Below are 22,938 nucleotides of genomic sequence, written 5' to 3'. Positions count from 1 at the left end.
GCGATCCGCATCCGCACCACGTCGCCGCGGGCGACCATGAACATCGGCACGTCCGGCCACATGCCGGCCTGGAGCAGGGCCTCCGGCGGGACGAGACAGGCGATCACTCGGTAGCGGTACACACGGCGACCTCCGGCTCCTGCGACGAGCGCACGCCGGACAGTGAACGCCACGTGAGCGGGGCCACACACGCGCCCTCCAGATGAACACTCCACCCTTTCGACTCGACACGGCACGAACCCCCCACCAGGCTGAGCCGGTCGCGGGCGGCACGGGCCGCCGCGGAGGGGAGCGCACCACGATGGCGGACGCCACCACGTCGACGGCGGAGGACGGGCCCGCGCTGAAGCGGGTCATGGGGCCCAGGCTCCTGCTGCTGTTCATCGTCGGCGACATCCTGGGTACGGGCATCTACGCCCTGGTCGGCCAGGTCGCCGAGGAGGTCGGCGGGGCGGCGTGGGTGCCGTTCCTGGTCGCCTTCGCCGTCGCCATGATCACCGCGTTCTCCTATCTGGAGCTGGTCACGAAGTACCCGCAGGCGGCGGGCGCGGCGCTCTACACGCACAAGGCGTTCGGCATCCACTTCCTGACGTTCATGGTCACCTTCGTGGTGATGAGCTCGGGGATCACCTCGGCGTCGACGGCGTCGCGGGCGTTCGCGGCGAACCTGAACGAGGGCTTCGGGCTGGACCTGGGCAACGGCGGCATCGTGCTGATCGCGCTGGGATTCATGCTGCTGGTCGCGGCAGTGAACTTCCGCGGCGTCGGCGAGAGCGTGAAGGTCAACGTGGTGCTCACGATCGTCGAGCTCTCCGGCCTGCTCCTGGTGATCCTGATCGGGCTCTACGCGATCGCCGGCGGCGACGCCGACTGGTCGCGGGTCGTCGCCTTCGACACCCCCGAGGACAAGGGGGTGTTCCTGGCGGTCACCTCGGCGACCTCGCTGGCGTTCTTCGCGATGGTCGGCTTCGAGGACTCGGTGAACATGGCCGAGGAGTGCCACGAGCCGCGCCGGATCTTCCCCAGGATCATGATCACCGGGCTGACCATCACCGGGGTCATCTACGTGCTCGTCGCCATCTGCGCGGTGGCGCTGGTCCCGGTCGGCCCGCTGGCGGCGAGCGAGACGCCGCTGGTCGAGGTCGTCCGCGCCGGGGCGCCCGGCATCCCGGCCGACCTGGTCCTGCCGTTCATCTCGATGTTCGCCGTCGCCAACTCGGCGCTGATCAACATGTTGATGGCCTCGCGGCTGCTCTACGGGATGGCCAACCAGGCCGTGCTGCCCAAGCCGCTGGCACGGGTGCACCCGTTCCGCCGCACGCCGTGGGTGTCGATCATCTTCACCACGCTGATCTCGTTCGCGCTGATCAGCTACGTGTCGCTGGACTCGGACTCCGACGTCGTCTCCGCGCTCGGCGGCACGACCTCGCTGCTGCTGCTCGCCGTGTTCACGATCGTCAACATCGCGGTGCTGGTGCTTCGCCGCGACCGGATCCCCGAGGACCACTTCCGGGCCCCGCCCGGCCTGCCGGTCGTCGGCGCCGTCGCCAGCCTGTACCTGGTCCTGCCGTTCTCCGGGCGGGACGCGATCCAGTACGAGCTGGCCGGGCTGCTGCTCCTGCTCGGCCTGGTCCTCTACGGGATCACGCTGCTGCTCAACCGCAGGCTCGGGGTCAAGAAGGCGACCCTGGACCCGTCGAAGCTGGACGGCTGAGCCGCCCGGTCAGGGCCGCAGGACGATCTTCCCGACCTGGGCGTTGGACTCCAGGTGCTCGTGCGCGGCGACGACCTGGTCGAGCCCGTCGAACACCCGGTCCACCTGTGGGGCGAAGTCCCCACCGCGCATCCCCGCGGCGACGAACGCGGCCGCCCGGCGCAGGCGTTCGGCATCGCGGGTCATCGCGAACAGGGTGAACGAGCGGACGACGAGGTCGGGCAGCGTCGCCGTCGGGAAGATCGTCGGTTCACCGGAGAGCCTGCCGTGGATGACGATCGTGCCGTCCGGGCGGACCGCGTCGGCCATCGTCTCGACGGCGGGTCCGGCGACGGCGTCGAACACGACGTCCAGGCCCCGCCCGCCGGTGATCTCCCGGCAGCGCGCGACCAGGTCCTCCTCCCCGGTGGCGACGACGTGTGCGGCCCCGGCGTCGAGCAGCGCCTGCGCCTTGGCGCGGCTGCGGCTGGTGGCGATCGGGACGGCGCCGATCCGGTTCGCGGTCGCGATCGCCGCCAGCCCCACGCTCGACGACGCCGCCGTGACCAGCACGTGGTCGCCCGGCTGCAGGACGCGCGGTTCGAGCAGCCCGGCGTAGGCGACGAGGAACGGCATCCAGGTCGCGGCCCCGGTCACCGCGTCCACCGGCCGCGGGACCAGGGCACGGGCCGGGACGAGGGCATGGTCGCCGTAGACGGTGTGGTCGTTCATCGAGAACGCCGGGACGATGCTCACCGGGTCCCCCGCCGACCAGCGGTCCACGCCCGCGCCGACGGCGGCGACGGTGCCCGCGGCCTCGTAGCCCAGACCGGCCGGGAGCCGGGTCGGCTCGATGTACTCACCGCGCCGGAACATCGACTCGGCCCGGTTCAGCCCGATCGCCTCGACGGCGACGACGGCCTCCCCCGGCCCCGGCTGCGGCACCGGCTCCTCGACGACCGTCAGCACCTCGGGACCGCCGAGCTCGGTGAAGCGAACGACCCTGTTCATGGCCGCCACCCTGCCGCCCGCCGGACACGCGCCGCCCCCTCCGACCGGAGGGGTTGCGCTTCCCTGCTTTCACTAGTTAACTAGTGAAAGCAGGAATCAGGCGACACCGAGGGGGAGACACGACATGCACGCACGACGCACGATCATCGGGTTCCTGGCCGCCGCGATCGCGATGGGCGGCGCCACCGGCACCGCGGTCGCCGACCCGGTCACCATCGACCCGACACCCCTGACGGTCACGTCGGGCCACGGACCGGTGGACGTGACGGTCCTGGGCCCCCACGGGAGCGGGTACTCCTTCACGCTTCCCGCCGGAGGCCGGAGCGACATCCCGACCGAGGGCGGCGGCTACGAGCGGATCGTGGTCAGCGAGAACGGGGTGACCATCGGTGAGCGGACACTGCTCAACCCGGATCTGCGCACCTACTGCGACGTCCGGCCCGCCGCCGAGGAGACGCGACTGAGCTGCGGGATCATCGCCTGAGCCACGGCCGGCGCTCCCCGGACGGAGGGGATCCGGGGAGCGCCGGCCGTCCGCCGGGCCGGGTGCCGGTGGGGGATCGGCACCCGGCCCGCATGATGTGGCACCACCGTCCGGAGAGGAGGCACCGGTGATCGAGTACCGGATCGACCGGCGCTCCGGGGTGGCTGCGTACGCACAGATCGTCCGGCAGACGCGGGAGGCGCTGCTGCTGGGCACGCTGCGGGCCGGGGACCGGCTGCCGACGGCCCGTGAGGTCGTCGAGGCCACCGCGATCAACCCGAACACCGTGCTCAAGGCCTACCGGGAGCTGGAGCGGGACGGGCTGGTCGAGGCGAAGCGCGGTGTCGGGACCTTCGTCCGCCCCGACGCCACGGCCTCGGGGCCCGCCACGAACTCGCCGCTACGGGCCGAGCTCGAGGACTGGGCGGCCCGCGCCGTCACGACCGGGCTGTCCCGGGAGGAGGCCGACGCGCTGGTGCGTGCAGCCCTCGACCGGCACTACGACCGAGGAGACGCATGACCACCGCCACGACCGATGCGGTGCGCACCTCCGGGCTCGGCCGCCGCTTCGGCGGGACCCCGGCGCTGCGCGACTGCTCGCTCACCGTCGAGCCCGGCTCCGTCGTCGCCCTGACGGGCGCCCCCGGCGCCGGGAAGTCCACGCTGCTCGGCCTGCTGGCCGGGCTCGACCTCCCGACGGAGGGCACCGCCGAGGTGCTCGGTGCACCGGTGCCCACCGGCGGGCCGCACCCGGCGGTCGGCCACCTGGCTCCGTCGAAGCCGCTGCCCGACGACTTCACCGTCGCCGAGACGCTGCGGCTGGGGGCGGCGCTCAACCCCGGCCGCTGGGACGACCGCCGGGTCGCCGACCTCACCGGGCAGCTCCCGGCGGAGCGCCGGACGGCGGCGCTCTCGAGCGGGCAACGGGCGGTGCTCGCGCTCGCGCTGGTCCTGGGCCCCGGGCCGGACCTGCTGCTGCTCGACGAACCACTGGCCGGGCTCGACCCGCTGACCCGCCGCCGGGTGCTGGCCGCGGTCACCGCGCACGTCGCGGGCACCGGGGCGACCGCGGTGCTCGCCTCGCACGAGGTCGAGGACCTGCAGGACAGCTGCGACCGGCTGCTGTTCCTCGACCGCGGGCGGGTCCTGATCGACGCCGACATCGACGACCTGCTGGCCGAGCACCGGATCCTCGACGGTCCGGCCGGGGACACCGGCTGGCCGGACGACCACACCGTCGTCGAGCAGCGGGTGCACGGTCGCGGGCAGACCGTCCTCGTCCGCGGCCGCAGCCGGCCGGAGCCGCCCGCCGGGTGGCGGGCGCACGCCCCGGGGTTGCTGGAGGTGGTCGTGGGTCATCTCCGCGCGGCCGCCGGGCGGGAGCGGTCCCGATGACGTGGGTCGTCTGGCGCACCCACCGCGGCGCGCTGCTCGTCACCGCCGGGCTGGGGGTCGCACTGTGCCTGGCGCTCGTCGTGCTGGCCGCGGTGGACGCACTCGACACCGTCGCCCGCGACCCGTTCGGGGTGATCGAGAACCCGGTGTCGGACGTCGCCGGGTACCTGGTGCTCGCGGCACCGGCCCTGGTGGGGGCGTTCCTCGGGGCTCCCCTGCTGGCCGGTGACCTGGAGCGTGGCACGCACGTGCTGCTGCTGACCCAGTCCGTGTCCCGGCGTCGCTGGGCGGGCTCGGCCCTGCTCGTCGGCGGGGGCGTCGCCGTCACGACCGTGGTCACCGCGGCCGCGGTGTACGCGGGTCTCGCCGCGACCGAACCCTGGCACGACGCGCGCACCGTCGCCGCGACCGGGCTCGTCCCGCTCGCCCGCACCCTGTCCGCGCTCACGATCGGTGTACTGACGGGGCTGCTGCTGCGCCGGGTCCTGGCCGCGTCCGTGCTGACGCTCGCGACCGTCGTCGTGACCGAGGTCGCGATCACGGCCCTGCGGGGCCACATGGTCGCGCCCCGGCTGCGGACCGGCCCGCTCCCGCTGGGGGGTTCCTCGGGCGCCGGGGAACAACGTCTCGACTCCGGCTACACCCTGACCGGTGGTGGCCTGCGCAGCGGTGCGTCCGGCACCGGCTGCACCCAGGACGACGTCGCCTGCCTGCGGGCCGCGGGCATCGACGGGAACTACGTGCTCGTGCACCCTGCGACCGACCGCTGGCCGCTGCACTGGGCGGAGGTCGCGCTGCACCTGGTCCTGGCGGCCGGCGCCGCCGCATGGCTGTTCGCACGACTGCGCCGGCCACTGGGCCGGTGAGCCGCCTGCGCGTCAGAGCGCGCGCAGCCGGCCCGCCAGCTCACCCTCGAAGAACGCGAAGAACTCCTCGACGTCCGGTCCGGCGCTGATCAGTGCGAGCCGGTCGTAGCCCGCGTCGGCGAAGCCCTTCACCGTCGCGACGTGGGTCTCGACGTCCGGGCCCGCCCCGAACGCGTCGGCCATGTCCTCCCTGCGGACGAAGGCCGTCGCAGCCTCGAAGTTGCGCACGTTCGGCAGCTCGGCCTGGATCTTCCAGCCGGTCGGGCCGAACCGGAACAGCCGGTGCGCGGACTCCAGCGCGGCGTCGACGGTGCCGGCGTAGGCCAGCGGGACCTCGGCCCAGCGGGAGCCGGTCCCGCCGGCCGCGGTGTAGGCGTCGATCAGGTCGGTGCGGGGCTCGGTGGCGAAGAGGCCGTCGCCCAGTTCACCGGCGATCCGCGCCGCCTTCGGCCCGCCCGCGGCGACGACGATGTCCGGCAGTGTGTCCGGCAGGTCGAACACCTGCGCGTCCTCGATGGACAGGTGGTTGCCGCGGTAGGTGCGGTAGCCGCCGGACCAGAGCAGCCGGATGATCTCCAGCGCCTCGCGGAGCATGGCGTGCCGCACCCCGACGACCGGCCACGGGTGTCCGGTGATGTGCTCGGACAGCTGTTCGCCGGAGCCGACGCCGAGGGTGAACCGGCCGTCGGACAGCAGTGCGGTCGTCGCCGCGGCCTGGGCGATGATCGCCGGGTGGTAGCGGATCGTCGGGCAGGTCACCCCGGTGGCCAGGCCGATCCGCTCGGTCCGCATCGCGATCGCGGCGAGGATCGACCAGGCGAACCCGGAGTGCCCGTGACTCTCCAGCCACGGGTGGTAGTGGTCGGAGATCTCGACGAAGTCGAAACCGGCCTCCTCCGCCCGGACGGCCTGGCGGACCATCTCCTGCGGCGTGTGGGCCTCGGCGAAGAGCTTGAAGCCGATCTGCACGACGGGTGTCCTCTCCTCGGGGGTGGCCCCGGCGGGGTTCCCGGCAGGCGTCGGATCACTCCTGCGGCAGCAGGACGATCTTCCCCGCGGTGTGCCGCTTCTCCAGCTCGGTGTAGGCCTCGCGGACCCCGTCGAGCGGGTACCCGGCCGCGATCGCGACCTGCAGGGCCCCGTCGGCGACGAGCGCGCCGAGCGCGGCGAGGTCGTCGCGGCCCTCGGAGTCGGCGGTGCCCCGGGTGGCGGCGCCGTGGGCCTGCGCACCCTCGAAGTCGATGATCGTGTTGATCCGCTCCGGGGCGACACCGAGCTCGCGGGCGAGCGCGACGTAGCCGCCGCCGACGAGGTCGACGACGGCGTGCACCCGGTCCGGCGTCGCGGCGCGCAGGTTCGCCAGCGTCTCCTCGGGCGAGGACCCGTAGGCGACCGGGGTCACGGCCAGCTCGCGCAGCCGGTCGTGGTTGCGCTCGGAGGCGATCCCGACGACCTCCACGTCGCGCAGCGTCAGCAGCTGCACCGCGATCTGCCCCACCCCGCCCACGGCACCGGCGACGACGACCGTCTCCCCCGGCTGCGGGTCCACCGACGCGACCGACGCGGCCGCGGCCGTCCCGGCGATGTAGAGCGCACCGGCCGTCGCGACGTCAAGACCGGCCGGGCGGCGCAGTACCTGCTCGGCGGGCACGTCGACGTGGGTGGCCTGGGAGGCGCGGTCGTCGGTCCAGCCGAAGACGTCGTCGCCGGGCTCGACGTCGGTGACGCCCTCCCCGACCGCCGCGACGACCCCGGCCCAGTCGCTGCCCTGCCCGCTGGGGAACGTGCTGGGCCAGGACTCGGCGAACACGCCTTCGCGCAGCGCGGTCTCGCCCGGGTTGATCCCGGCCGCGTGCACCTCGACCAGCACACGGCCCGGACCGGGGCCGTCGAACCCGACACCGGTCACGTACAGCTCGTCGACGCCGCCGTAGCGGTCGTACCGCACGGCCCTGCCCTCACGTGTGCTCATGTCGGGCAGCGTTCCCGCTGCGCGATCGCCTGCACCGATGAGCCGGGTCACACCGGTGGGTGCAGCTCCACGGCCGCGCCGGTGACGGTCCGGCGACCGCCCTTCAGCACCCAGCGGACCGGTGCGACGGCGGCGACCGCCGTGCCCGGGTCGGGTGCATCGAGGCAGACCAGGTCGGCCGGGGCCCCCGCGACGACCCCGGTGGCGGCGGCCGGGGTGCCGAGCACCCGGGCGGCGCGCGGGCCGACCAGGTCCAGGCAGGCCGACAGCTGCTCCGGCGACGCCTGGTGGGTCAGGTTGGCGTAGAGGTTCGCCATGCGGACCAGGGAGCCGTCGCCGTAGGGGGTGAAGGCGTTGCGGACGTTGTTCGTGGCCACCGCGGCCGCGGCGTCGCGCTCGACGAGCCGGTCCAGCACGACGACCCCGCGCGGCGCCCCGGCGCCGGTCTCCCGGCCGGTGAGGAACAGGTCCGTCGACGGCAGGGAGACCACGCCGACCCCCGTCCCGGCGCACCGGTCCAGCACCGCGGCGCGCTGCTCGGGCTCCAGGAACGACCACGCCGTGCCGTGGCCCGCGGTGACCCGGCCGCCGAGCCCCGCCCGTTCGGTCAGGTCGCACACCGTGCCGATCAGCGCGCCCTCGGCGGTGCCGTCGAACAGGTCCAGGTGCAGGTCGACGTCGGCGTCGTGGTCCGCGGCCAGCCCGAACACGCGGTCCAGCTGGCCCGCGGGGTCGTCGTCGGCGTAGGGGGCGCCGCCCACGACCGCGCGCCGGCCCGCCGCGCGGGCCCCGGCGAGCGCCTCGTCGAGCAGCCGGGCCGTCTCCGGCGAGCCGGTCAGGCCGTCCTGGGCGAACACGCAGACCTCGACGTCGACGGCCCAGGCCCAGTCCGCCGCGGCCGCCAGCACACCCTCCAGCCCGCGTCGCCCGACGGTCGGGTCGAGCTCGACGTGGGTCCGCACCCGGGTGGTGCCGTGCGCGACGCAGGACGCCAGGACGGCCCCGGCGCGGGCGGCGACGTCGTCGACGGTGAAGTCCGCCTTCATCGCCGCGGTCTCGGCCATCGCGTCGTCGACGGTGCCGCCGGACCAGGAGCAGCGGTCAGCGGTGAGCGCCTTATCCAGGTGCAGGTGCGCGTCGACGAGACCGCCGACGACGAGCCGGTCCCCCGCGTCGGTACCGGGTGCCCCGGCGGGGGCCGGGGCACCCACCGACCGGATCCTGCCGCCGGACATCACGATGTCGACGGCGCCGTCGTGGCCGGGGACGCGGGCACGCCGCACGACGGCCACGGCGCCGTCGCCGGCCGGGTCCGGGGGGCGCGGTGATGTGGAGGTGGTCACCCGGTGAAGACTCTCTCCCCGGACGGGATCCCGCAGGTCGACCGGTGGACAACGACCCGGCGCCCGGTACGGTGAACCCATCGGAAACTCGGCCGTACGTCCCCGGACATCCGGCCCCGCACCATCCGGCGGGCGGGGTCGTGGGCGAGCCGTGCCCGAATCCGGGTGGCCGTCGTGACGTCGGCCGAGCCCGGCCGCCGGCGGCTCGGCCACACGGGCAGCTGGCCGGAGCCGCACTCCCGGGTGAGCCTGCGCGAGCACACCCCGGCGCCCGGTGTGACCGTCCTCGAGGTGATCGGTGACGTCGACCTCGCCGAGGCCGAGGCGATCCGGGCCCGGATGTCGGAGATGCTCCACCAGACGCGACCGGCGCGGGCCCTGCTGGACCTGTCCGGCGTCGGATTCCTCGGGTCGCACGGTCTGACCGCGGTGGTCCGGTCCTCCCGGGCGGCCGGTGAGGCCGGGGTCCGTCTCGACGGGGTCACCGGCCCGGGCAACCGTGCGGTGATCCGGCCGGTGCGGATGACCGGGCTGGACCAGGTCATCACCTGGTACCCGGATCTCGACACGGCCCTGGGGGCCTGAGTCTGCACCCCGACGATCTCGTCCGCCGCGCGCCGCGTCTGTTCCACACCACGCCCGCCGCGTCGTGGCCCGGGATCGCCACGCACGGGCTGCTGCCGGTCGCGGGGCTGCTCGACCTGTTCGGGGTGACCGGCGACGAGCGGGAACGGCTGCTGACCACGCGTCGCCCGCGGGCGGTGCGGCTGCACCACCCCGAGCACGGCGTCGTCCTCACCGTCGACACCGCGTCGCTGCTGGCCGCGCACGGCGACCGGGTGCTCGTGACCCGGATCAACTCCGGCGCCGCGCTGTTCGCGCGGGGGCGGCGCGGGCCGGACACCTTCCTGCCGGTCGACCGGGTGCCGTCGTCGTGGCGGCCGGTGGAGGTGGCCGTGCCCGGCGGCGTCCGGGACCTGCTCGCGCACCTGGTGGACGCCCCGGCCGTACCGGAGCGCTCCGGATGAGCCGGCCGGTCGCCGTCGTGCTCGCCGACGCCTGGACCCGGCCGTCGGCCGGCGACCACACCGACGACACCGAGGCCGTCGCCGACCTGCTGCGCCGCAGCGGGCACGGGTTCGACGTCCGGACCGCGGGCCCGGCGGGCGACCGTCCGCTGCGGGAGGCACTGTCCGACCCGGACACGGTGCTGTTCGCCCACCCCGGTGCCTCCGGCGACGACGAGGCCGCGTTCCGGCGGCTGCGCGCGGACAAGGGCGCGATCCGCCGGTTCGTCCACGGGGGCGGGTGCTACCTGGGCGTCTGCATGGGCGCGTTCCTGGTGGAGCGCGGCTTCCTCAACCTCGTCGGCCTCGCCGTCGACGAGTACTGGTCCCGTCCGGGGGCCGATCCGTGCACCCCGGACCCGGCCCTGGTCACGGTCCGCTGGCGCGGAGCCGAACGACGGATGTATTTCCAGGACGGGGGCGTGATCCGGCCGACACGCCGGGCGCTCGCGGAGACCGAGATCCTGGCCACATACGCCGACGGCACGGTGGCCGCCTGCGTCACCCGGTGCGGTGACGGCGCGGTCGGTGTCGTCGGCCCGCACCCGGAGGCCCCGCCCTCGTGGTTCCACGACCACGGTGTCGACCTCCCGGCCGACCATGATCATGACCTCGGGATCGATCTCGTCGACACGCTGTTCCGGACGGTCCACGGGTCGTCGTCGCCGCCCTGACGACGGCGGACCCCTCGTCTGGCTACGCACTCCACCCGACCGGGGTTCATCGGTTTGCGAGTGATGATCGCCACGCCCGACCTGCACTTTCCGTCCCCGCGGGAAGGGGTAGGCCGGTGTCATGTCCGACGTGTCCAACCGGTCGGCCCTCACCGGTGGGGTCGACGGCGGCGACGACCGCGCCACGCAGCCGGGGCAGCCCCAGGTGATCCGCCGGGACCTGCCGTACCGCCCCTCGCCGACCCGCCGTCCGATACCGAGCCCCCGCCCCCGCCGCGGCGCCGTGCCGCTCGACGACCGCGTGCTCGTCCCCGGGGCGGCCCTGGAGGCCTCCCGGGCCCGGCCCGGCGAGCAGCTCGCCGAGGTGTTCGAGGAGGCCGTCGACCACCACCCGGACGCCGTCGCCGTCGACACCGGCGACGCCACGCTGACCTACCGCGACCTCGACGGGCGCACCAACCGTCTCGCCCGGCACCTGCGCGGGCGCGGCACCGGCCCCGGCGACGTCGTCGGGCTGCTGCTCGACGACCCGGTGGAGAGCTACACCGCCATGCTCGCGGTGCTCAAGACCGGGGCCACCTTCGTCCCGATGGACGCGGGCTTCCCCGCGGACCGCGTGGCGTTCATCCTCTCCGACTCCGCGGCCGGTCTGCTGCTGGTCACCGACAGCGCGCTGGCGAAGGTCGGCGACCCCGTGCGGGGCGACGTCGAGATCCTCTCGGTCACCGGTGCGGCTGCCGCCGACATCGCCGCCTGCTCCGACGAGCGGCTCGGGTCGGACAGTCGTCGCGCACCGGGCCGCGAGCACCCCGCCTACCTGATCTACACCTCCGGCTCCACCGGCCGGCCCAAGGGCGTCGTGATCGGACACCCGGCGATCTGCAACTTCGTGCGGGTCGCCGCCGACGAGTACGGCGTCCGCGCCGACGACCGCATGTACCAGGGCCTGACCCTGGCCTTCGACTTCTCCGTCGAGGAGATCTGGACCTCGTTCCTGACCGGCGCCACCCTCGTCCCCAAGCCGGCCGGGGTGTCGCTGGTCGGCGAGGACCTGCACGACTTCCTGATCGAGCGCCGCGTCACCGCGATGTGCGTGGTGCCGACGCTGCTGGCCACCGTCGAGGCGGACCTCGACGACCTGCGCTTCCTGCTCGTGTCCGGCGAGGCCTGCCCGCAGGACCTCATCCGTCGCTGGTGGACCCCGCAGCGCCGCTTCCTCAACGTCTACGGCCCCACCGAGGCCACCGTCACCGCGACGATGGCGCAGGTCCACCCGGACCGGCCGGTGACGATCGGGCGGCCGCTGCCGACCTACGCCGCCCTCGTCCTGGACACCACCGACCCGACCCGGGTGCTGCCGTTCGGCGAGACCGGGGAGCTGGCCGTCGCCGGGGTGGGGCTGGCCGACGGCTACCTCAACCGCGACGAGAAGACCGCCGAGGTGTTCGTCCCGGCCCCGGTCGACCTGCCGAACAACCCGTCCGGGCTGATCTACCGCACCGGGGACCTCACGCGGATCAACGCCGACGGCGAGATCGAGTACCGGGGCCGCATCGACCTGCAGGTCAAGATCCGCGGCTACCGCATCGAGCTCTCCGAGATCGAGGCCGTGCTGCAGGACCACCCGTCGGTCGCGATGGCCGTGGTGGACACGTTCGAGCCGACGCCCGGCACGAAGGAGCTCGTCGGCTACTACAGCCTGGTCCGCGGCGCGGAACCGCCGACCGACCTGCGGGCCCGCCTGCAGGACCGGCTGCCGTCCTACATGGTGCCCGCCTACCTCGAGCACCTCGAGCTCATCCCGATGACCACCAGCGACAAGGCGGACCGCAAGAACCTGCCCGCGCCGACCGGCAGCCGTGTGGCCGCGACCGGCCCGGTCGTGGGCCCGGCGACCGACGTCGAGCGCGGCCTGGTCGCCGAGCTCGCCACCGCGCTGCGGGTCGAGCCCGCCGAGATCTCGGTCGAGGCCGACTTCTTCGACGAGCTCGGCGCCACCTCGCTGCTGCTGGCCGGGTTCGCCGCCGCCGTGCGCCGTCGTGACGACCTGCCGTCGGTGTCCGCACGCGACGTCTACCGCCACCCCACCGTGCGCCGGCTCGCCGCCGCGCTCGGCGACGTCGTACCGACCGTGGCCGCCGAACCGGTCGAGCCGGTGCGCGCCCGCCCGGTGGCGCACGCGCTGACCGGGATCGCGCAGCTGCTGTTCCTGCTCGCGTCCGGCTTCGCCGCCGCCGCGGTACTGGTCCTCGGCTACCGCTGGATCTCCACCGCGCCCGACGCGGTGTCGCTCACCGGCCGGGCCGCGCTGTGGACCGCGGGGGTACTCGTCGCCGTCGTGCTGCTGCCGGTGCTCGCGAAGTGGACGCTCGTCGGCCGCTTCCGCGAACGGACCGTGCCCCTGTGGGGCGCCGCCCACCTGCGGTTCTGGGTCGTCTCGACGCTGATCCGGACCAACCCGATGGCGCTGGCCGTCGGCACCCCGCTGTACACCGCCTGGCTGCGGCTGCTCGGCGCGCGGATCGGCCGCGGCAGCGCCCTGTTCGGGGCCGTCCCGGTCGCCACCGACCTCGTCCGGGTCGGCGCCCGCACGATCGTGCACCCGGAGGCGTCGCTGCAGGGCTACCGGGCCGTGCCCGGTGCGCTGGAGTTCGGTCCGGTCGGCGTCGGCGACGACTGCGTGGTCGGCGAGGCCGCCGTGCTCGACATCCGGACCTGGATGCAGGACGGGTCGCAGCTGGGCCACGCCTCGGCGCTGCGCCCCGGTGTCACCGTCCCGGCCGGCGAGGTCTGGCACGGCTCGCCCGCCGGTCCGTCCGGCTCGGACTACCGCGGGCCCGACGCCGTCGGCGCGGGACGGCTGCGCCGGGTCGTCTACTCGGCGGTGTTCGCCGGGCTGTCCTGGGCCGTCGCGACGGCGGTGTTCGCGCTGCTCGTCGGCCTGTTCGCCCGCTTCGCCCCGCAGGTGGCCGGGCTGATCGGGCTGACCGGTGCCGACATGGGCGCGCACTGGTGGTTCTTCCTGATCGGCGCGATCGCGGTGGTGGCGCTGGTCGTGGCCGCCCTGCTGGTGGGCGTGCTCGCCGTGCTGACCCTGCCGAGGCTGGCCGCCCTGTTCGTGCCGGTCGACCGCACCTTCCCGCTCTACGGCGTGCGCCACGTCGCCCAGCAGATCGTGACCGGCGTGTCGAACGCGCGGTTCCTGGTGCTGCTGCTCGGCGACAGCTCGTTCATCACCGGCTACCTGAAGGGCCTCGGTTACGACCTGGACGACCTGCGGCAGACGGGGTCGAACTTCGGCACCCAGCTCCGCCAGGAGTCGCCGCGGCACGCCCGCGTCGGCACCGGGACGATCGTGTCCGACGGCCTGCGGATGATGAACACCGAGCTGTCGCACGACTCGTTCCGGATCCGCCCGGTGCGGCTGGGCCGGGACAACTTCGTCGGCAACGACGTGCACCTGCCGCCGGACGCCCGGATCGGCGACGACGTGCTGCTCGCGACCAAGGTCATGGTCCCGGTGGACGGGCCGGTGCGGACCGGGGTCGGCCTGCTCGGCTCGCCGCCGATGGAGATCCCGCGCACCGGCGCGGGGCCGCACCCGAACCATCCGGCCACCGACGAGGAACTGGCCCGCCGGCTGCGCTCCAAGAACCGCTACAACGCCTCGACGCTGGTCGTCACGGTTCTGCTGCGGGCCCTCGGCGTCGCGGTCGCGCTGGTCCCGCTCGGGATCTCGGTGGCGCTCTGGCCGGTGTGGGGGCTGTGGGCCCTCGGTCCGGCCGTGTTCCTCGGCCCGCTGCTGCTCATGGTGTGGTCGGCGCTGCTGGAGCGCGCGACGCTCGGCTTCCGCGGCCTGCAGCCGCGCACCGCGTCCATCTACGACCGCTACTTCTGGTTCCACGAGCGGCTCTGGAAGCTCTACGTCCGGCCGGTGCTGGCCGGGACCCCGCTGCTCGTGTGGCGCAACCGCCTGGCCGGTCTGCGCGCCGGGAGGCGCGTCTTCGACGACGGCGCCGCCCTGCCGGAGAAGAGCCTGGTCTCCCTCGGCGACGACGTCGTGCTCAACTCCGGGTCGGTCCTGCAGTGCCACTCGCTGGAGGACGGCCGCTTCGAGTCCGGCCGGATCCGGGTCGGCGACGGCGTGGCCGTCGGCGTGCGGGCGTTCGTGCACTACTCCACCGACATCGGCGACGGCGCGACGCTGGCCGCCGACTCGTTCCTGATGAAGGGCGAGCAGGTGGCCCCGGGTGAGCGCTGGGGCGGGAACCCCGCCGAGCCGGAGGCGGACGACGCCCCGGTGCCCGACCACCGCGCGCCGGCGGAGCCCGCGGTCCCGGTCTCGGTCGTGCCCGTGCTGGCCCAGCCGTTCACCGAGGAGGTGTTCCTCTCGCGGGTGCAGCAGTACCTGGAGCTGCACGACGTCGCCTGGGCCACCAACGCCTCGGTCGCGGTGCTCGACACCCTGGCCCGCAGCCTCGGCGCGGACGCCCGTGACGACCTGGCCCGGCACCTGCCGTCCGGGTTGCGGGCCCAGGTCCCGTCGCTGACCGGCTACGGCCCTGGACACGGGCAGCACGCGGTCGACGACTGACCGTACGGCCGGGAAACCGGTTGTGCACTATTGACGACACCCGCACCACCCGGGATTGTGATCGGGTCCCGACAACGGAGTGGGAGCGTCGTCATGCCCGAACAGCAGTCCCTGTACGACCGCCTCGGCGGCATCTACGCGATCGCCGGGGCGGTCGACATCCTGGTCGACCGGCTCTTCGCGAACGCCTCGGTCAACGCGAACGAAGGGGTGCACGCCCACCACGGCGACCCGGCCAACGCCCCCGGCTACAAGTTCCTGGTCACGGCCTGGTCGGTGCAGGCCGCGGGCGGCCCGCGGTGCTACCCGGGCATGGACATGATCACCGCGCACGAGACGCTGGAGATCACCGACGAGCAGTTCGACGCCGTCGCGCTGGAGATCTCCTCGACGCTGAACTTCTGCGGGGTGCCCACGCCGGAGCACACCGAGTTCATGGACATCATCGAGAGCTACCGGTCCGAGGTCGTGGAGCAGCGACCGAAGGTCGCCTGACCCGCCCGTCCCGCCGGCGCCGACGGGCGCCGGCGGGATCCGCTCACCGCGTGTCGCCGGTGAGGAGGGAGTACCTCGCCGACGCCGCCGCGCACGGCCTGACGATCGTCGGGCGGAGGTCCCGCTCAGGACCGGCCGAACAACCTCGCGAGCAGGCCGCCGCCGGAGCGCTCGGCCGGCGCGCAGCGACAGCGCTCGGCCGGCCGCACACCGGCCATGACCTGGTCCACGTGCTGCCCGCAGCCCTGCCAGGTGACCATGCCGCAGTTCCGGCAGGTGGCGCGTCGGCACATCGCGATCGTCTCCTCATATCGGTCCCGGTCGGCTGAATACCCCCGGGGGTACCCTCGAGGATACGCCGTCGCGCATGTCCGGGATCAGCGTCGTGACGCGATCCGCACCAGCACCAGCGCCGGGCCCGACGGTGCCCGGCCGCGGCGCCAGGCCGCCCGCAGCCGTCGCTGCAGGTCCGCCCCGCGCACCGGCACCGTCCGCAGCGTCCCCGCCGCGACCTCGGCCGCGACGGCGAGGCCGCTGATCACCGCGGGACCCGCCCCGCCGGCGACGGCGTTCTTGATCGCCGTCGTCGATCCCAGCTCCAGCACCGGCGGGGCCAGGGCGCCCAGCGCACGCTCCAGGAAGTCGCGGGTGCCCGACCCGGGCTCCCGGGCCACCAGCGGGGTCGACGCCAGCCGGGACGCGTCCACCGCCCGGCGCCCCGCCCACGGGTGGTCCGGAGCGACGACGAGCACCAGCCGGTCCCGCGCGACGACCTGGCCGTCGAGGTCGGCGGGCAGCTCGGGCCCCTCGACGAAGCCGAGGTCGGCGTCCCCGGAGCGGACGTCGTCGACCACCTCGGCCGTGTTGTGCGAGGTCAGGGTGACGGCGGTACCGGGCAGCTCCGCCCGCAGCGCGACCAGCCAGCGTGGCAGGAGGTACTCGGCGACCGTCACGCTGGCCGCCACCCGCAGCCGGGCCGCGCGGTCCGTCCGCAGCGCGGCGACCCCCTCGTCGAGAGCGTGCGCGGCGTCGAGCGCGGCCCGGGCCCGCTCCACCACCAGCGCGCCGTCCGGGGTGAGCCGGGTGCCCCGCGGGGACCGCTCCAGCAGGGTCAGCCCGAGCGCGGACTCCAGGCTCCTGATCCGGGCGCTGACCGCGGCCTGGGAGACGCCGTGCGCCACGGCAGCCCTGCCCATGCTCCCCAGGGTCGCGACGGAGACCAGCAGGTCGTAGGGCACGAGGTCGGCCACACGCGGAGACAGAGCCACAACCACAGCTTATGACTTCGCAACCCGGCGACGGGTACCGTCCGGCGCCTGCCGCGCGCACCGTGGAGACCATGACGACCCACCTGGACCGCCCCGCAGCCGAGGTCGGGGCCCTGCCCCGGCGGCCGCACGCGCTCGCCCGGATCGGGCTGCTGCGCGACCTCGACCGCCCCGGCGACGCCGTCTCGTCGCTGGGACCCAACTGGTTCGCGTCGGTGATGGGCACCGGGATCGTCGGCGGCGCGGTCGCCACGCTGCCGCTGCGCTCGCCCGTCCTGACGGCCTGGGGCACCACGGTGTGGGGGCTGGCCTCGGTCCTGCTCGTCGTGCTGGTCGTGGCGACCGCGGCGCACCGCCTGCGCTTCCCCGCCCGGGCCCGCGGGCACGCGGCCGATCCGGTCGCCGTGCAGTTCTACGGCGCCGTCGCGATGGCCCTGATGACCGTCGGCGCCGGTGCCGTCCAGTTCGGGATCCCGGTCCTCGGTGCCACGGCCGCACTCGCCACGAGCTGGACGCTGTGGCTGACCGGCACCGCGTTCGGCCTGGTCACCGCCGTCGGCGTGCCCTACCTGATGATCACCCGCCACGAGATCGGCCCGGACGCCGCGTTCGGCGGCTGGCTGATGCCGGTCGTGCCGCCGATGGTGTCGGCGGCCGACGGCGCCCTGCTCGTCGCCCACCTCGCCCCGGGGCCGGGCCGGGCGACGCTGCTGCTCGCCTGCTACGCGCTGTTCGGGATGAGCCTGTTCGCGACGCTCGCGCTGCTCCCGCAGATCTGGAACCGGCTGGTCGTGCACGGGACCGGCCCGGCCGCGACCGTCCCCACCCTGTGGATCGTCCTCGGCCCGCTCGGCCAGTCGGTCACCGCGGCGGGTCTGCTGGCGAACGTCGCGCCGGACACGCTGCCGGAGCCGTTCGCGATCGGCACCGCCGTGTTCGCCGTGCTCTACGGCGTGCCGGCCTGGGGGTTCGCGATGCTGTGGATGGCGCTGGCGGCCGCGGTGACCGTCCGGACGGCGCGGCGCGGGCTGCCGTTCGCGCTGACCTGGTGGAGCTTCACCTTCCCGCTCGGCACCTGCGTGACCGGGACGAACCTGCTCGCGGCCCGGCTGGGGACACCGGCGCTCGCCGTGGTGGCGGTGGCGCTCTACGGGCTGCTCGTCGCGGCGTGGGCCGTGGTCGCGGCCCGGACGGCACACGGTGCGCTGGTCCGCGGGCACCTGCTCGCCCCCGCGTCCTGACCACCGCCCCCCTTCCCGCCACCCGCCGGCTGCTTCCAGGGGAACCATCGGGGCTTCTAGGGCAACGAGAGTTCCCCTGGGAGCACCCGGAGGGGCCGGAGAGCCACAACGGCGCGGTCCCGGGGGCGGTCAGAGGGCGAGCAGGCTCTGCACCCCGACGAACAGCCCGACGACGACGAGCAGCCCGGCGAACGTCCGGTTGAGCGCCGCGCCCGACATCCGGTCGGCGACGAGCTTGCCGCCGAGCGCGCCGAGCACCGCGACCGCGGCGAACGGCCCGATGACCGCCCAGTCCAGGTCGAGGTGCCCGATCCGGGCGCCCAGCGAGCTGATCGAGTTGAAGGTGAGCACGAGCAGCGAGGTGCCGATCGCCGCGGGCATCGACAGGCCCATGAGCATGGTCAGGGCCGGGACGACGAGGAACCCGCCGCCGACCCCGAGGAACCCGGTCAGGAAGCCGACGACCGAGCCGGCCGCGACGATCTTGCCGACACGGCGGGCCACCGACCGTCGCGCGGGGGCCGCGAGGACGGCGGTCGCGCCGGCCGTCCCCGGGCCCCCGGCGGTGCGGGGTGCCGGCCCCCCTCCGGACACCGCGCCGGTCTCCGCGAGCGCCGCGCCGTCGGCCTGCTGCGCCGACGCCCCGCCCTTGACCAGCATCAGCACGGCGATGGCGAGGGTGAGGGCCGCGAAGGACAGCAGCAGGACGGGCTGGGGCACGGCACGGTTGAGCAGCGACCCCGCCCAGGCGGTGGGCACGCCGACGATCCCGAACCCGACACCGGTCCGCCAGTCGATCGTGCGCCCTCGAAGCCGGGCCAGGACGCCGACGGCGGCGATGATGCCGACGATGACGATGCTGCCGGTGGTGGCGGTGCGGGCGTCCTGGCCGAGCGCGTAGACCAGCGCGGGCACGGCGAGCACGCCGCCACCGCCGCCGAGGGTCCCGATGACGAGCCCGACGACCAGGCCCAGCGCTCCGGCCAGGACGCCGGTCACGCGACGGTCCCGGGTTCACCGTCGTCGTCGACGCACGGGAGGCCGGCCTCGGACCAGGCCGTCATGCCGCCGGCCAGGTTCCGGACGTCGACGCCGGCGTCGGCCAGCGCCGCGGCGGCCTTGCCGGACCGGTTCCCGGAGCGGCAGACGGCCACGACCATCCGGTCCCGGTCGAACGCCATCGGGTCCAGCTCGCCGAGTGGGGTGTGCACCGCGCCCTCGATGTGCCCGGCGCTCCACTCGGCCGGCTCACGGACGTCGAGGAGCAGGGCACCGCCGGCCGCGAGCTCACGGGCGTCCACCGGGTCGGTCTGCGGGATCTGGTCGGGCGTGGTCATCGTCGTGGGTCCTTCCGGTCGGGGGAGCCGAGCAGGTCGAGCTGGTAGCCGTCCTTGGTGGAGAAGTCAGCACGCAGGACGAACCGGTCGCCGCGGACGAGGGTCTGGCGCCACTCCACCGGGCGACCCTTGGCGCGGCCGAGTCGCCGGACCGAGAACGCGGCGGTGGACGGGCTGCCGCCCAGCAACCGGTGTTCGGCGGGGGTGGGCAGGATGGGCTGGATGGTCTCCTCACCGCCGGTGAGGACGACCCCGCACAGCTCGGCGTAACGCTCGTAGAGCGCGCCGGTGGTGAAATCCGCCGTCAGCAGCGGGGCGGCGAGGTCGTGCGGGAGCCACACGCGGTCCAGAGCGAGTGGGTCGCCGCCGGCGAAGCGCAGGCGCTCGAGGTGCACCAGGGGGGTGGACTCCTCGAGCCCGAGCCGGGCGGCGATCACGCCGTCGGCGCGGGTGTCCAGAGCCCGCACGACGCTCTGCTGCTCGAGTCCCATCGCGCGGACGGACTCGTGCAGGCTGTAGAGGGCGCCGAGCCGCTGGGCGATCTCCACCGGCTCGGCCTGACGCGACGGGCGTCCGCGCGTCCCGACGACACGGCCCTCGTCGCGCAGTACCTTGACCGCCTGCCGCACGGTGTGCCGGCTGACCCCGTACTCCTCCACGAGCGCCAGCTCGCCGGGGAAACCGTCGGTGAACGCGTCCACGTCGAGGCGGCGCCGCAGGTCGTCGAGCAGCTGCTCCCAGAGGAGGCGGCCGGGCTCGCGCCGGATGACGGCGGGGCCGGGGGCATCGGTCTCGGTGTCGGACACCCCTTGAATGTACGGTCATTTAACCCCGTCGGGCAAGTCCCCCGGCCGTGCCGCACACCACGTCGATGGCGCCATCGGGACCGTGCACGAGGAGCCGCCGGCCGGATGCCGACCGGCACGTGAGGCCGGTCGGAACAGGACCCGGCCGGGACCGGCCCGGGTCCCTACCGGACGTCGACCCGGACGGGCGTCAGAACGGCACGCCGGCCCGGTGCGCGGCCCGCACCGCCACCGACACCCGGCCCAGCAGGCCGGGGCGGGCACCACCCTCGGGGTGACCGTTGGGACCCCTGTCGCCCGGCGCGTCCACGGGCGGCGGCGCCTCCGCCGGAGACGGGCGAGCGGCAGCGGGCTCGCCGTCGAAGGCGGCCGCCACGGGGCGGGACATGTCAGGACGGACGGATGTGCGCACGGTCGCTCCGGGATTCCGGTGGGTCGGGACGGAAGGAGCGGCGCCGGTCCTACCGGGCCGCCCGGACTCCCCGACGACAGTGACGGTCGTCGACCGACAGCTGGTCGGTGGCGATCAGGCACACGACGAAGCCGCGATCGACCGACGGAGCTGTGGGGCACACGAGGACCACGACACCACGCGGGCACGCGCCACGCAACAGCCCGGCTCGCCGGGAGCGACCCACCGCCCCTCGGCGTACGGTGGCCTAAATGTACGATCATTCTAACCGGTGGACGACAGCGCCTTCGTCGCCGCCGTGACCGAGGGCCGGTCGGTGGCGCCGATGTACGTCGCGCACGCCGCGCAGCGCTGCCGCGAGTCCCGGCCGGTGCTCGACGAGACCTCGCGGGTCCCGGCGCTGTCGCTGTCGCAGGCCGACGACCTGGTCCGCGGCGGCGCCGTGTTGCTCGACACCCGCGATCCGCAGGACTTCGCCGCCGCACACCTCCCGCGCTCGGTCGACGTGGGCCTCGGCGGCCGGTTCGCCGAGGTGGCCGGTCAGGCCGTGCCGGCAGGTCCACGCCGACGACCCGTGGGGGTTCGCCAACTCGCCGGAGTGGGCGACGACCCGCCCGCCACCGTGGCACAACGTCCACGAGCTGCCGCGCATCCGGTCCGAGCGGCCGGCGTTCGATCTGCACCACCCGCACCTCGTGCCCCGGGCACGGGCCGAGGCAACCCACACGGGCGACCGGGCGGGGATACCGGAGGACTCCCCCCTGTTCCGGGCGAATGGGACACGTCACACTGTGCAGCAGGAATGTACGTTCATTTGGTGAAGTTGGACCGAACGTACCCCCAGGGGTATCAGCGGCCGACGGGGCCGCCGTCTCCGAGAGAGGACCGGAACCCGACATGATCACCGTTCTGACCGTCGAGACGCCCGGCCTGGGCGACCGCAGCTACCTGGCGCACGACGGCGAGGTCGCCCTCGTCGTCGATCCCCAGCGCGACCACGACCGGATCCGCGCCGCCGCCGACGAGGCGGGCGTCCGGATCACCCACGTGTTCGAGTCCCACATCCACAACGACTACGTCACCGGTGGTGTCCAGCTGGCCCGCGCGACCGGAGCGCAGTACCTCCTGAACGCGGACGACCCGGTCTCCTTCGAGCGCGTCGGCGTCCGCGACGGTCAGGTCGTCGAGGTCGGCACGATGCACGTCCGGGTCCTCCACACCCCGGGACACACCCACACCCACCTGTCGTTCGCCGTCTCCGACGGCTCCGTGCCCGGCGCCGAGCCGACGGTCGTGTTCACCGGCGGATCGCTCCTGTACGGCTCCACCGGCCGTCCCGATCTGCTGGGACCCGACCACACCGACACGCTCGCCCACGCCCAGTGGCACTCCGCGCGGCGGCTCGCCGCGGAGCTGCCCGACGCGACGGAGATCTTCCCGACCCACGGCTTCGGTAGCTTCTGCTCCGCCGCCCAGGCCACCGGCACCGCGAGCACCATCGGCGCGGAGAAGGCGGCCAACCCCGCGCTGATCCGCGAGCAGGACGAGTGGGTCCGCGAGCTGCTGGCCGGGCTCGACGCGTTCCCCGCGTACTACGCCCACATGGGCCCCGCGAACTCCGCGGGCCCGGACGAGATCGACCTCTCCACCCCGGCCGAGGCCGACCCCGCCGAGCTGCGACGTCGCATCGACGCGGGCGAGTGGGTCGTCGACCTGCGCACCGGGACCGCGTTCGCGGCGGGACACGTCGCGGGGACGGTGAACATCGGTCTCGGCGGGCAGTTCGTGACCTACCTCGGCTGGCTCATGCCGTGGGGGACCCCGGTGACCCTGCTGGGCGAGAGCCCGGCCGACGTGGCCGACGCCCAGCGCGAGCTGGTCCGGATCGGGATCGACCGGCCCGCGGCCGTGGCCACCGGCAAGCCCGAGGACTGGACCGGACCGACCCCGCTGCGCAGCTTCCGTCAGGCCACCTTCGCCGACCTCGCGGCCGAGTACGACCGTGGTGCGCGCCCGTCGGTGCTGGACGTCCGCCGGAACCCCGAGCGGGCGGACGGATTCGTCGAGGGCTCGGTCGGGATCCCGATCCACGAGGTTCTCGACCGGATCGACGAGGTCCCGGCCGGGCCGGTCTGGGTGCACTGCGCCGGTGGCTACCGGGCCGCCGTCGTGGCCGGACTGCTCGACGCCCGCGGGATCGAGGTCGTCGCGATCGACGACGCCTTCGGCAACGCCGAGCCCGCCGGCCTGCCGATCGTCGACCCGGCGGGGACGAGGTGA

Annotated in this window: 23 protein-coding genes and 1 pseudogene; 13 read left to right on the top strand and 11 right to left on the bottom strand. The window is 74.4% G+C overall.

The features are described from left to right. Positions 1-301 precede the first annotated feature (301 nt). Positions 302-1,714 carry an APC family permease gene (locus ATL51_RS17815; protein ID WP_100879273.1) on the top strand — a complete coding sequence of 471 codons (1,413 nt, stop codon included), beginning with the start codon at positions 302-304 and terminating at the stop codon, positions 1,712-1,714. A 9-nt stretch (positions 1,715-1,723) separates the two neighbouring features. On the opposite strand, the gene ATL51_RS17810 is transcribed toward ATL51_RS17815, so the two are convergent. Next, positions 1,724-2,704, bottom strand: a complete 981-nt coding sequence (locus ATL51_RS17810) for a zinc-dependent alcohol dehydrogenase family protein (protein ID WP_073575685.1) — start codon at positions 2,702-2,704, stop codon at positions 1,724-1,726. A gap of 124 nt (positions 2,705-2,828) precedes the next feature. On the opposite strand from ATL51_RS17810, the gene ATL51_RS17805 reads away from it, so the two are divergent. The 4 genes from ATL51_RS17805 to ATL51_RS17790 all read left to right on the top strand — a co-directional run bounded on the left by ATL51_RS17805 (position 2,829) and on the right by ATL51_RS17790 (position 5,449). After that, positions 2,829-3,188, top strand: coding sequence for a hypothetical protein (locus tag ATL51_RS17805; RefSeq protein WP_100879271.1), 360 nt, complete (start codon positions 2,829-2,831; stop codon positions 3,186-3,188). Positions 3,189-3,315: 127 nt separating this feature from the next. Next, positions 3,316-3,708, top strand: a complete 393-nt coding sequence (locus ATL51_RS17800; RefSeq protein ID WP_100879270.1) for a GntR family transcriptional regulator — start codon at positions 3,316-3,318, stop codon at positions 3,706-3,708. Next, positions 3,705-4,583, top strand: coding sequence for an ATP-binding cassette domain-containing protein (locus ATL51_RS17795; RefSeq protein WP_100879269.1), 879 nt, complete (start codon positions 3,705-3,707; stop codon positions 4,581-4,583). Before ATL51_RS17800 ends, ATL51_RS17795 begins: the two co-directional genes overlap by 4 nt. After that, a complete protein-coding gene (locus ATL51_RS17790; RefSeq protein ID WP_073575681.1) occupies positions 4,580-5,449 on the top strand; it encodes a hypothetical protein in 870 nt (289 codons plus the stop codon). Before ATL51_RS17795 ends, ATL51_RS17790 begins: the two co-directional genes overlap by 4 nt. A gap of 12 nt (positions 5,450-5,461) precedes the next feature. Here ATL51_RS17790 and ATL51_RS17785 read toward each other — a convergent pair whose 3' ends face one another. Genes ATL51_RS17785 through ATL51_RS17775 form a run of 3 tightly spaced genes read right to left on the bottom strand, consistent with a single transcriptional unit; the run spans position 5,462 to position 8,764 of the window. After that, the gene (locus ATL51_RS17785; RefSeq protein ID WP_100879268.1) at positions 5,462-6,418 is read right to left on the bottom strand and encodes a TIGR03557 family F420-dependent LLM class oxidoreductase; all 957 of its coding nucleotides are present in this window, start codon (positions 6,416-6,418) and stop codon (positions 5,462-5,464) included. A 55-nt stretch (positions 6,419-6,473) separates the two neighbouring features. After that, positions 6,474-7,421, bottom strand: coding sequence for an NADP-dependent oxidoreductase (locus tag ATL51_RS17780; protein WP_100879267.1), 948 nt, complete (start codon positions 7,419-7,421; stop codon positions 6,474-6,476). A gap of 47 nt (positions 7,422-7,468) precedes the next feature. Further along, the gene (locus ATL51_RS17775) at positions 7,469-8,764 is read right to left on the bottom strand and encodes an amidohydrolase family protein (protein ID WP_100879266.1); all 1,296 of its coding nucleotides are present in this window, start codon (positions 8,762-8,764) and stop codon (positions 7,469-7,471) included. A 174-nt stretch (positions 8,765-8,938) separates the two neighbouring features. Between ATL51_RS17775 and ATL51_RS17770 the strand changes: the two genes are divergently transcribed. From ATL51_RS17770 to ATL51_RS17750, 5 genes are all read left to right on the top strand, one after another. Beyond that, positions 8,939-9,349, top strand: coding sequence for an STAS domain-containing protein (locus ATL51_RS17770; RefSeq protein ID WP_083658628.1), 411 nt, complete (start codon positions 8,939-8,941; stop codon positions 9,347-9,349). Beyond that, positions 9,313-9,792 (top strand): DUF7002 family protein, encoded by a 480-nt coding sequence (locus ATL51_RS17765; RefSeq protein ID WP_392567403.1) that lies wholly within the window; start codon positions 9,313-9,315, stop codon positions 9,790-9,792. Before ATL51_RS17770 ends, ATL51_RS17765 begins: the two co-directional genes overlap by 37 nt. After that, positions 9,789-10,505, top strand: coding sequence for a hypothetical protein (locus ATL51_RS17760; protein WP_100879263.1), 717 nt, complete (start codon positions 9,789-9,791; stop codon positions 10,503-10,505). The genes ATL51_RS17765 and ATL51_RS17760 overlap by 4 nt, the downstream gene beginning before the upstream one ends. A 121-nt stretch (positions 10,506-10,626) precedes the next feature. Further along, positions 10,627-15,099, top strand: a complete 4,473-nt coding sequence (locus ATL51_RS17755; RefSeq protein ID WP_208623016.1) for a Pls/PosA family non-ribosomal peptide synthetase — start codon at positions 10,627-10,629, stop codon at positions 15,097-15,099. A 93-nt stretch (positions 15,100-15,192) separates the two neighbouring features. Beyond that, positions 15,193-15,594 (top strand): group I truncated hemoglobin, encoded by a 402-nt coding sequence (locus ATL51_RS17750; protein WP_100879262.1) that lies wholly within the window; start codon positions 15,193-15,195, stop codon positions 15,592-15,594. 125 nt (positions 15,595-15,719) lie between these two features. Here ATL51_RS17750 and ATL51_RS28695 read toward each other — a convergent pair whose 3' ends face one another. Both ATL51_RS28695 and ATL51_RS17745 read right to left on the bottom strand, forming a co-directional pair. Beyond that, the gene (locus tag ATL51_RS28695; protein WP_167410012.1) at positions 15,720-15,887 is read right to left on the bottom strand and encodes a hypothetical protein; all 168 of its coding nucleotides are present in this window, start codon (positions 15,885-15,887) and stop codon (positions 15,720-15,722) included. Positions 15,888-15,971: 84 nt separating this feature from the next. After that, positions 15,972-16,862 carry a LysR family transcriptional regulator gene (locus ATL51_RS17745; protein ID WP_100879261.1) on the bottom strand — a complete coding sequence of 297 codons (891 nt, stop codon included), beginning with the start codon at positions 16,860-16,862 and terminating at the stop codon, positions 15,972-15,974. A 71-nt stretch (positions 16,863-16,933) separates the two neighbouring features. Between ATL51_RS17745 and ATL51_RS17740 the strand changes: the two genes are divergently transcribed. Next, the gene (locus ATL51_RS17740) at positions 16,934-18,103 is read left to right on the top strand and encodes a TDT family transporter (protein ID WP_100880777.1); all 1,170 of its coding nucleotides are present in this window, start codon (positions 16,934-16,936) and stop codon (positions 18,101-18,103) included. A gap of 129 nt (positions 18,104-18,232) precedes the next feature. Here ATL51_RS17740 and ATL51_RS17735 read toward each other — a convergent pair whose 3' ends face one another. The 5 genes from ATL51_RS17735 to ATL51_RS17715 form a co-directional block, all read right to left on the bottom strand. Then, positions 18,233-19,102, bottom strand: a complete 870-nt coding sequence (locus tag ATL51_RS17735) for a sulfite exporter TauE/SafE family protein (RefSeq protein WP_100879260.1) — start codon at positions 19,100-19,102, stop codon at positions 18,233-18,235. Further along, positions 19,099-19,440, bottom strand: coding sequence for a rhodanese-like domain-containing protein (locus tag ATL51_RS17730; RefSeq protein WP_100879259.1), 342 nt, complete (start codon positions 19,438-19,440; stop codon positions 19,099-19,101). The genes ATL51_RS17735 and ATL51_RS17730 overlap by 4 nt, the downstream gene beginning before the upstream one ends. After that, positions 19,437-20,246 carry a GntR family transcriptional regulator gene (locus tag ATL51_RS17725; protein ID WP_301549067.1) on the bottom strand — a complete coding sequence of 270 codons (810 nt, stop codon included), beginning with the start codon at positions 20,244-20,246 and terminating at the stop codon, positions 19,437-19,439. Before ATL51_RS17725 ends, ATL51_RS17730 begins: the two co-directional genes overlap by 4 nt. 190 nt (positions 20,247-20,436) lie before the next feature. Next, positions 20,437-20,634, bottom strand: a complete 198-nt coding sequence (locus ATL51_RS17720; protein WP_157818414.1) for a hypothetical protein — start codon at positions 20,632-20,634, stop codon at positions 20,437-20,439. A 288-nt stretch (positions 20,635-20,922) separates the two neighbouring features. Beyond that, entirely contained in the window at positions 20,923-21,114 is a 192-nt protein-coding gene (locus tag ATL51_RS17715; RefSeq protein ID WP_100879257.1) for a hypothetical protein, read from the bottom strand. A gap of 101 nt (positions 21,115-21,215) precedes the next feature. Here ATL51_RS17715 and ATL51_RS29485 point away from each other — a divergent pair. Both ATL51_RS29485 and ATL51_RS17710 read left to right on the top strand, forming a co-directional pair. After that, positions 21,216-21,479: pseudogene (locus ATL51_RS29485) on the top strand (hypothetical protein); the annotation flags it as partial. A gap of 76 nt (positions 21,480-21,555) precedes the next feature. Next, a complete protein-coding gene (locus ATL51_RS17710) occupies positions 21,556-22,938 on the top strand; it encodes an MBL fold metallo-hydrolase (RefSeq protein ID WP_100879256.1) in 1,383 nt (460 codons plus the stop codon).

Source organism: Pseudonocardia alni, from assembly GCF_002813375.1.
GTDB lineage: Bacteria > Actinomycetota > Actinomycetes > Mycobacteriales > Pseudonocardiaceae > Pseudonocardia > Pseudonocardia alni.
Note: the sequence above shows the minus strand (reverse complement) of the source record. Positions and strands in the feature narration are given on the sequence as shown.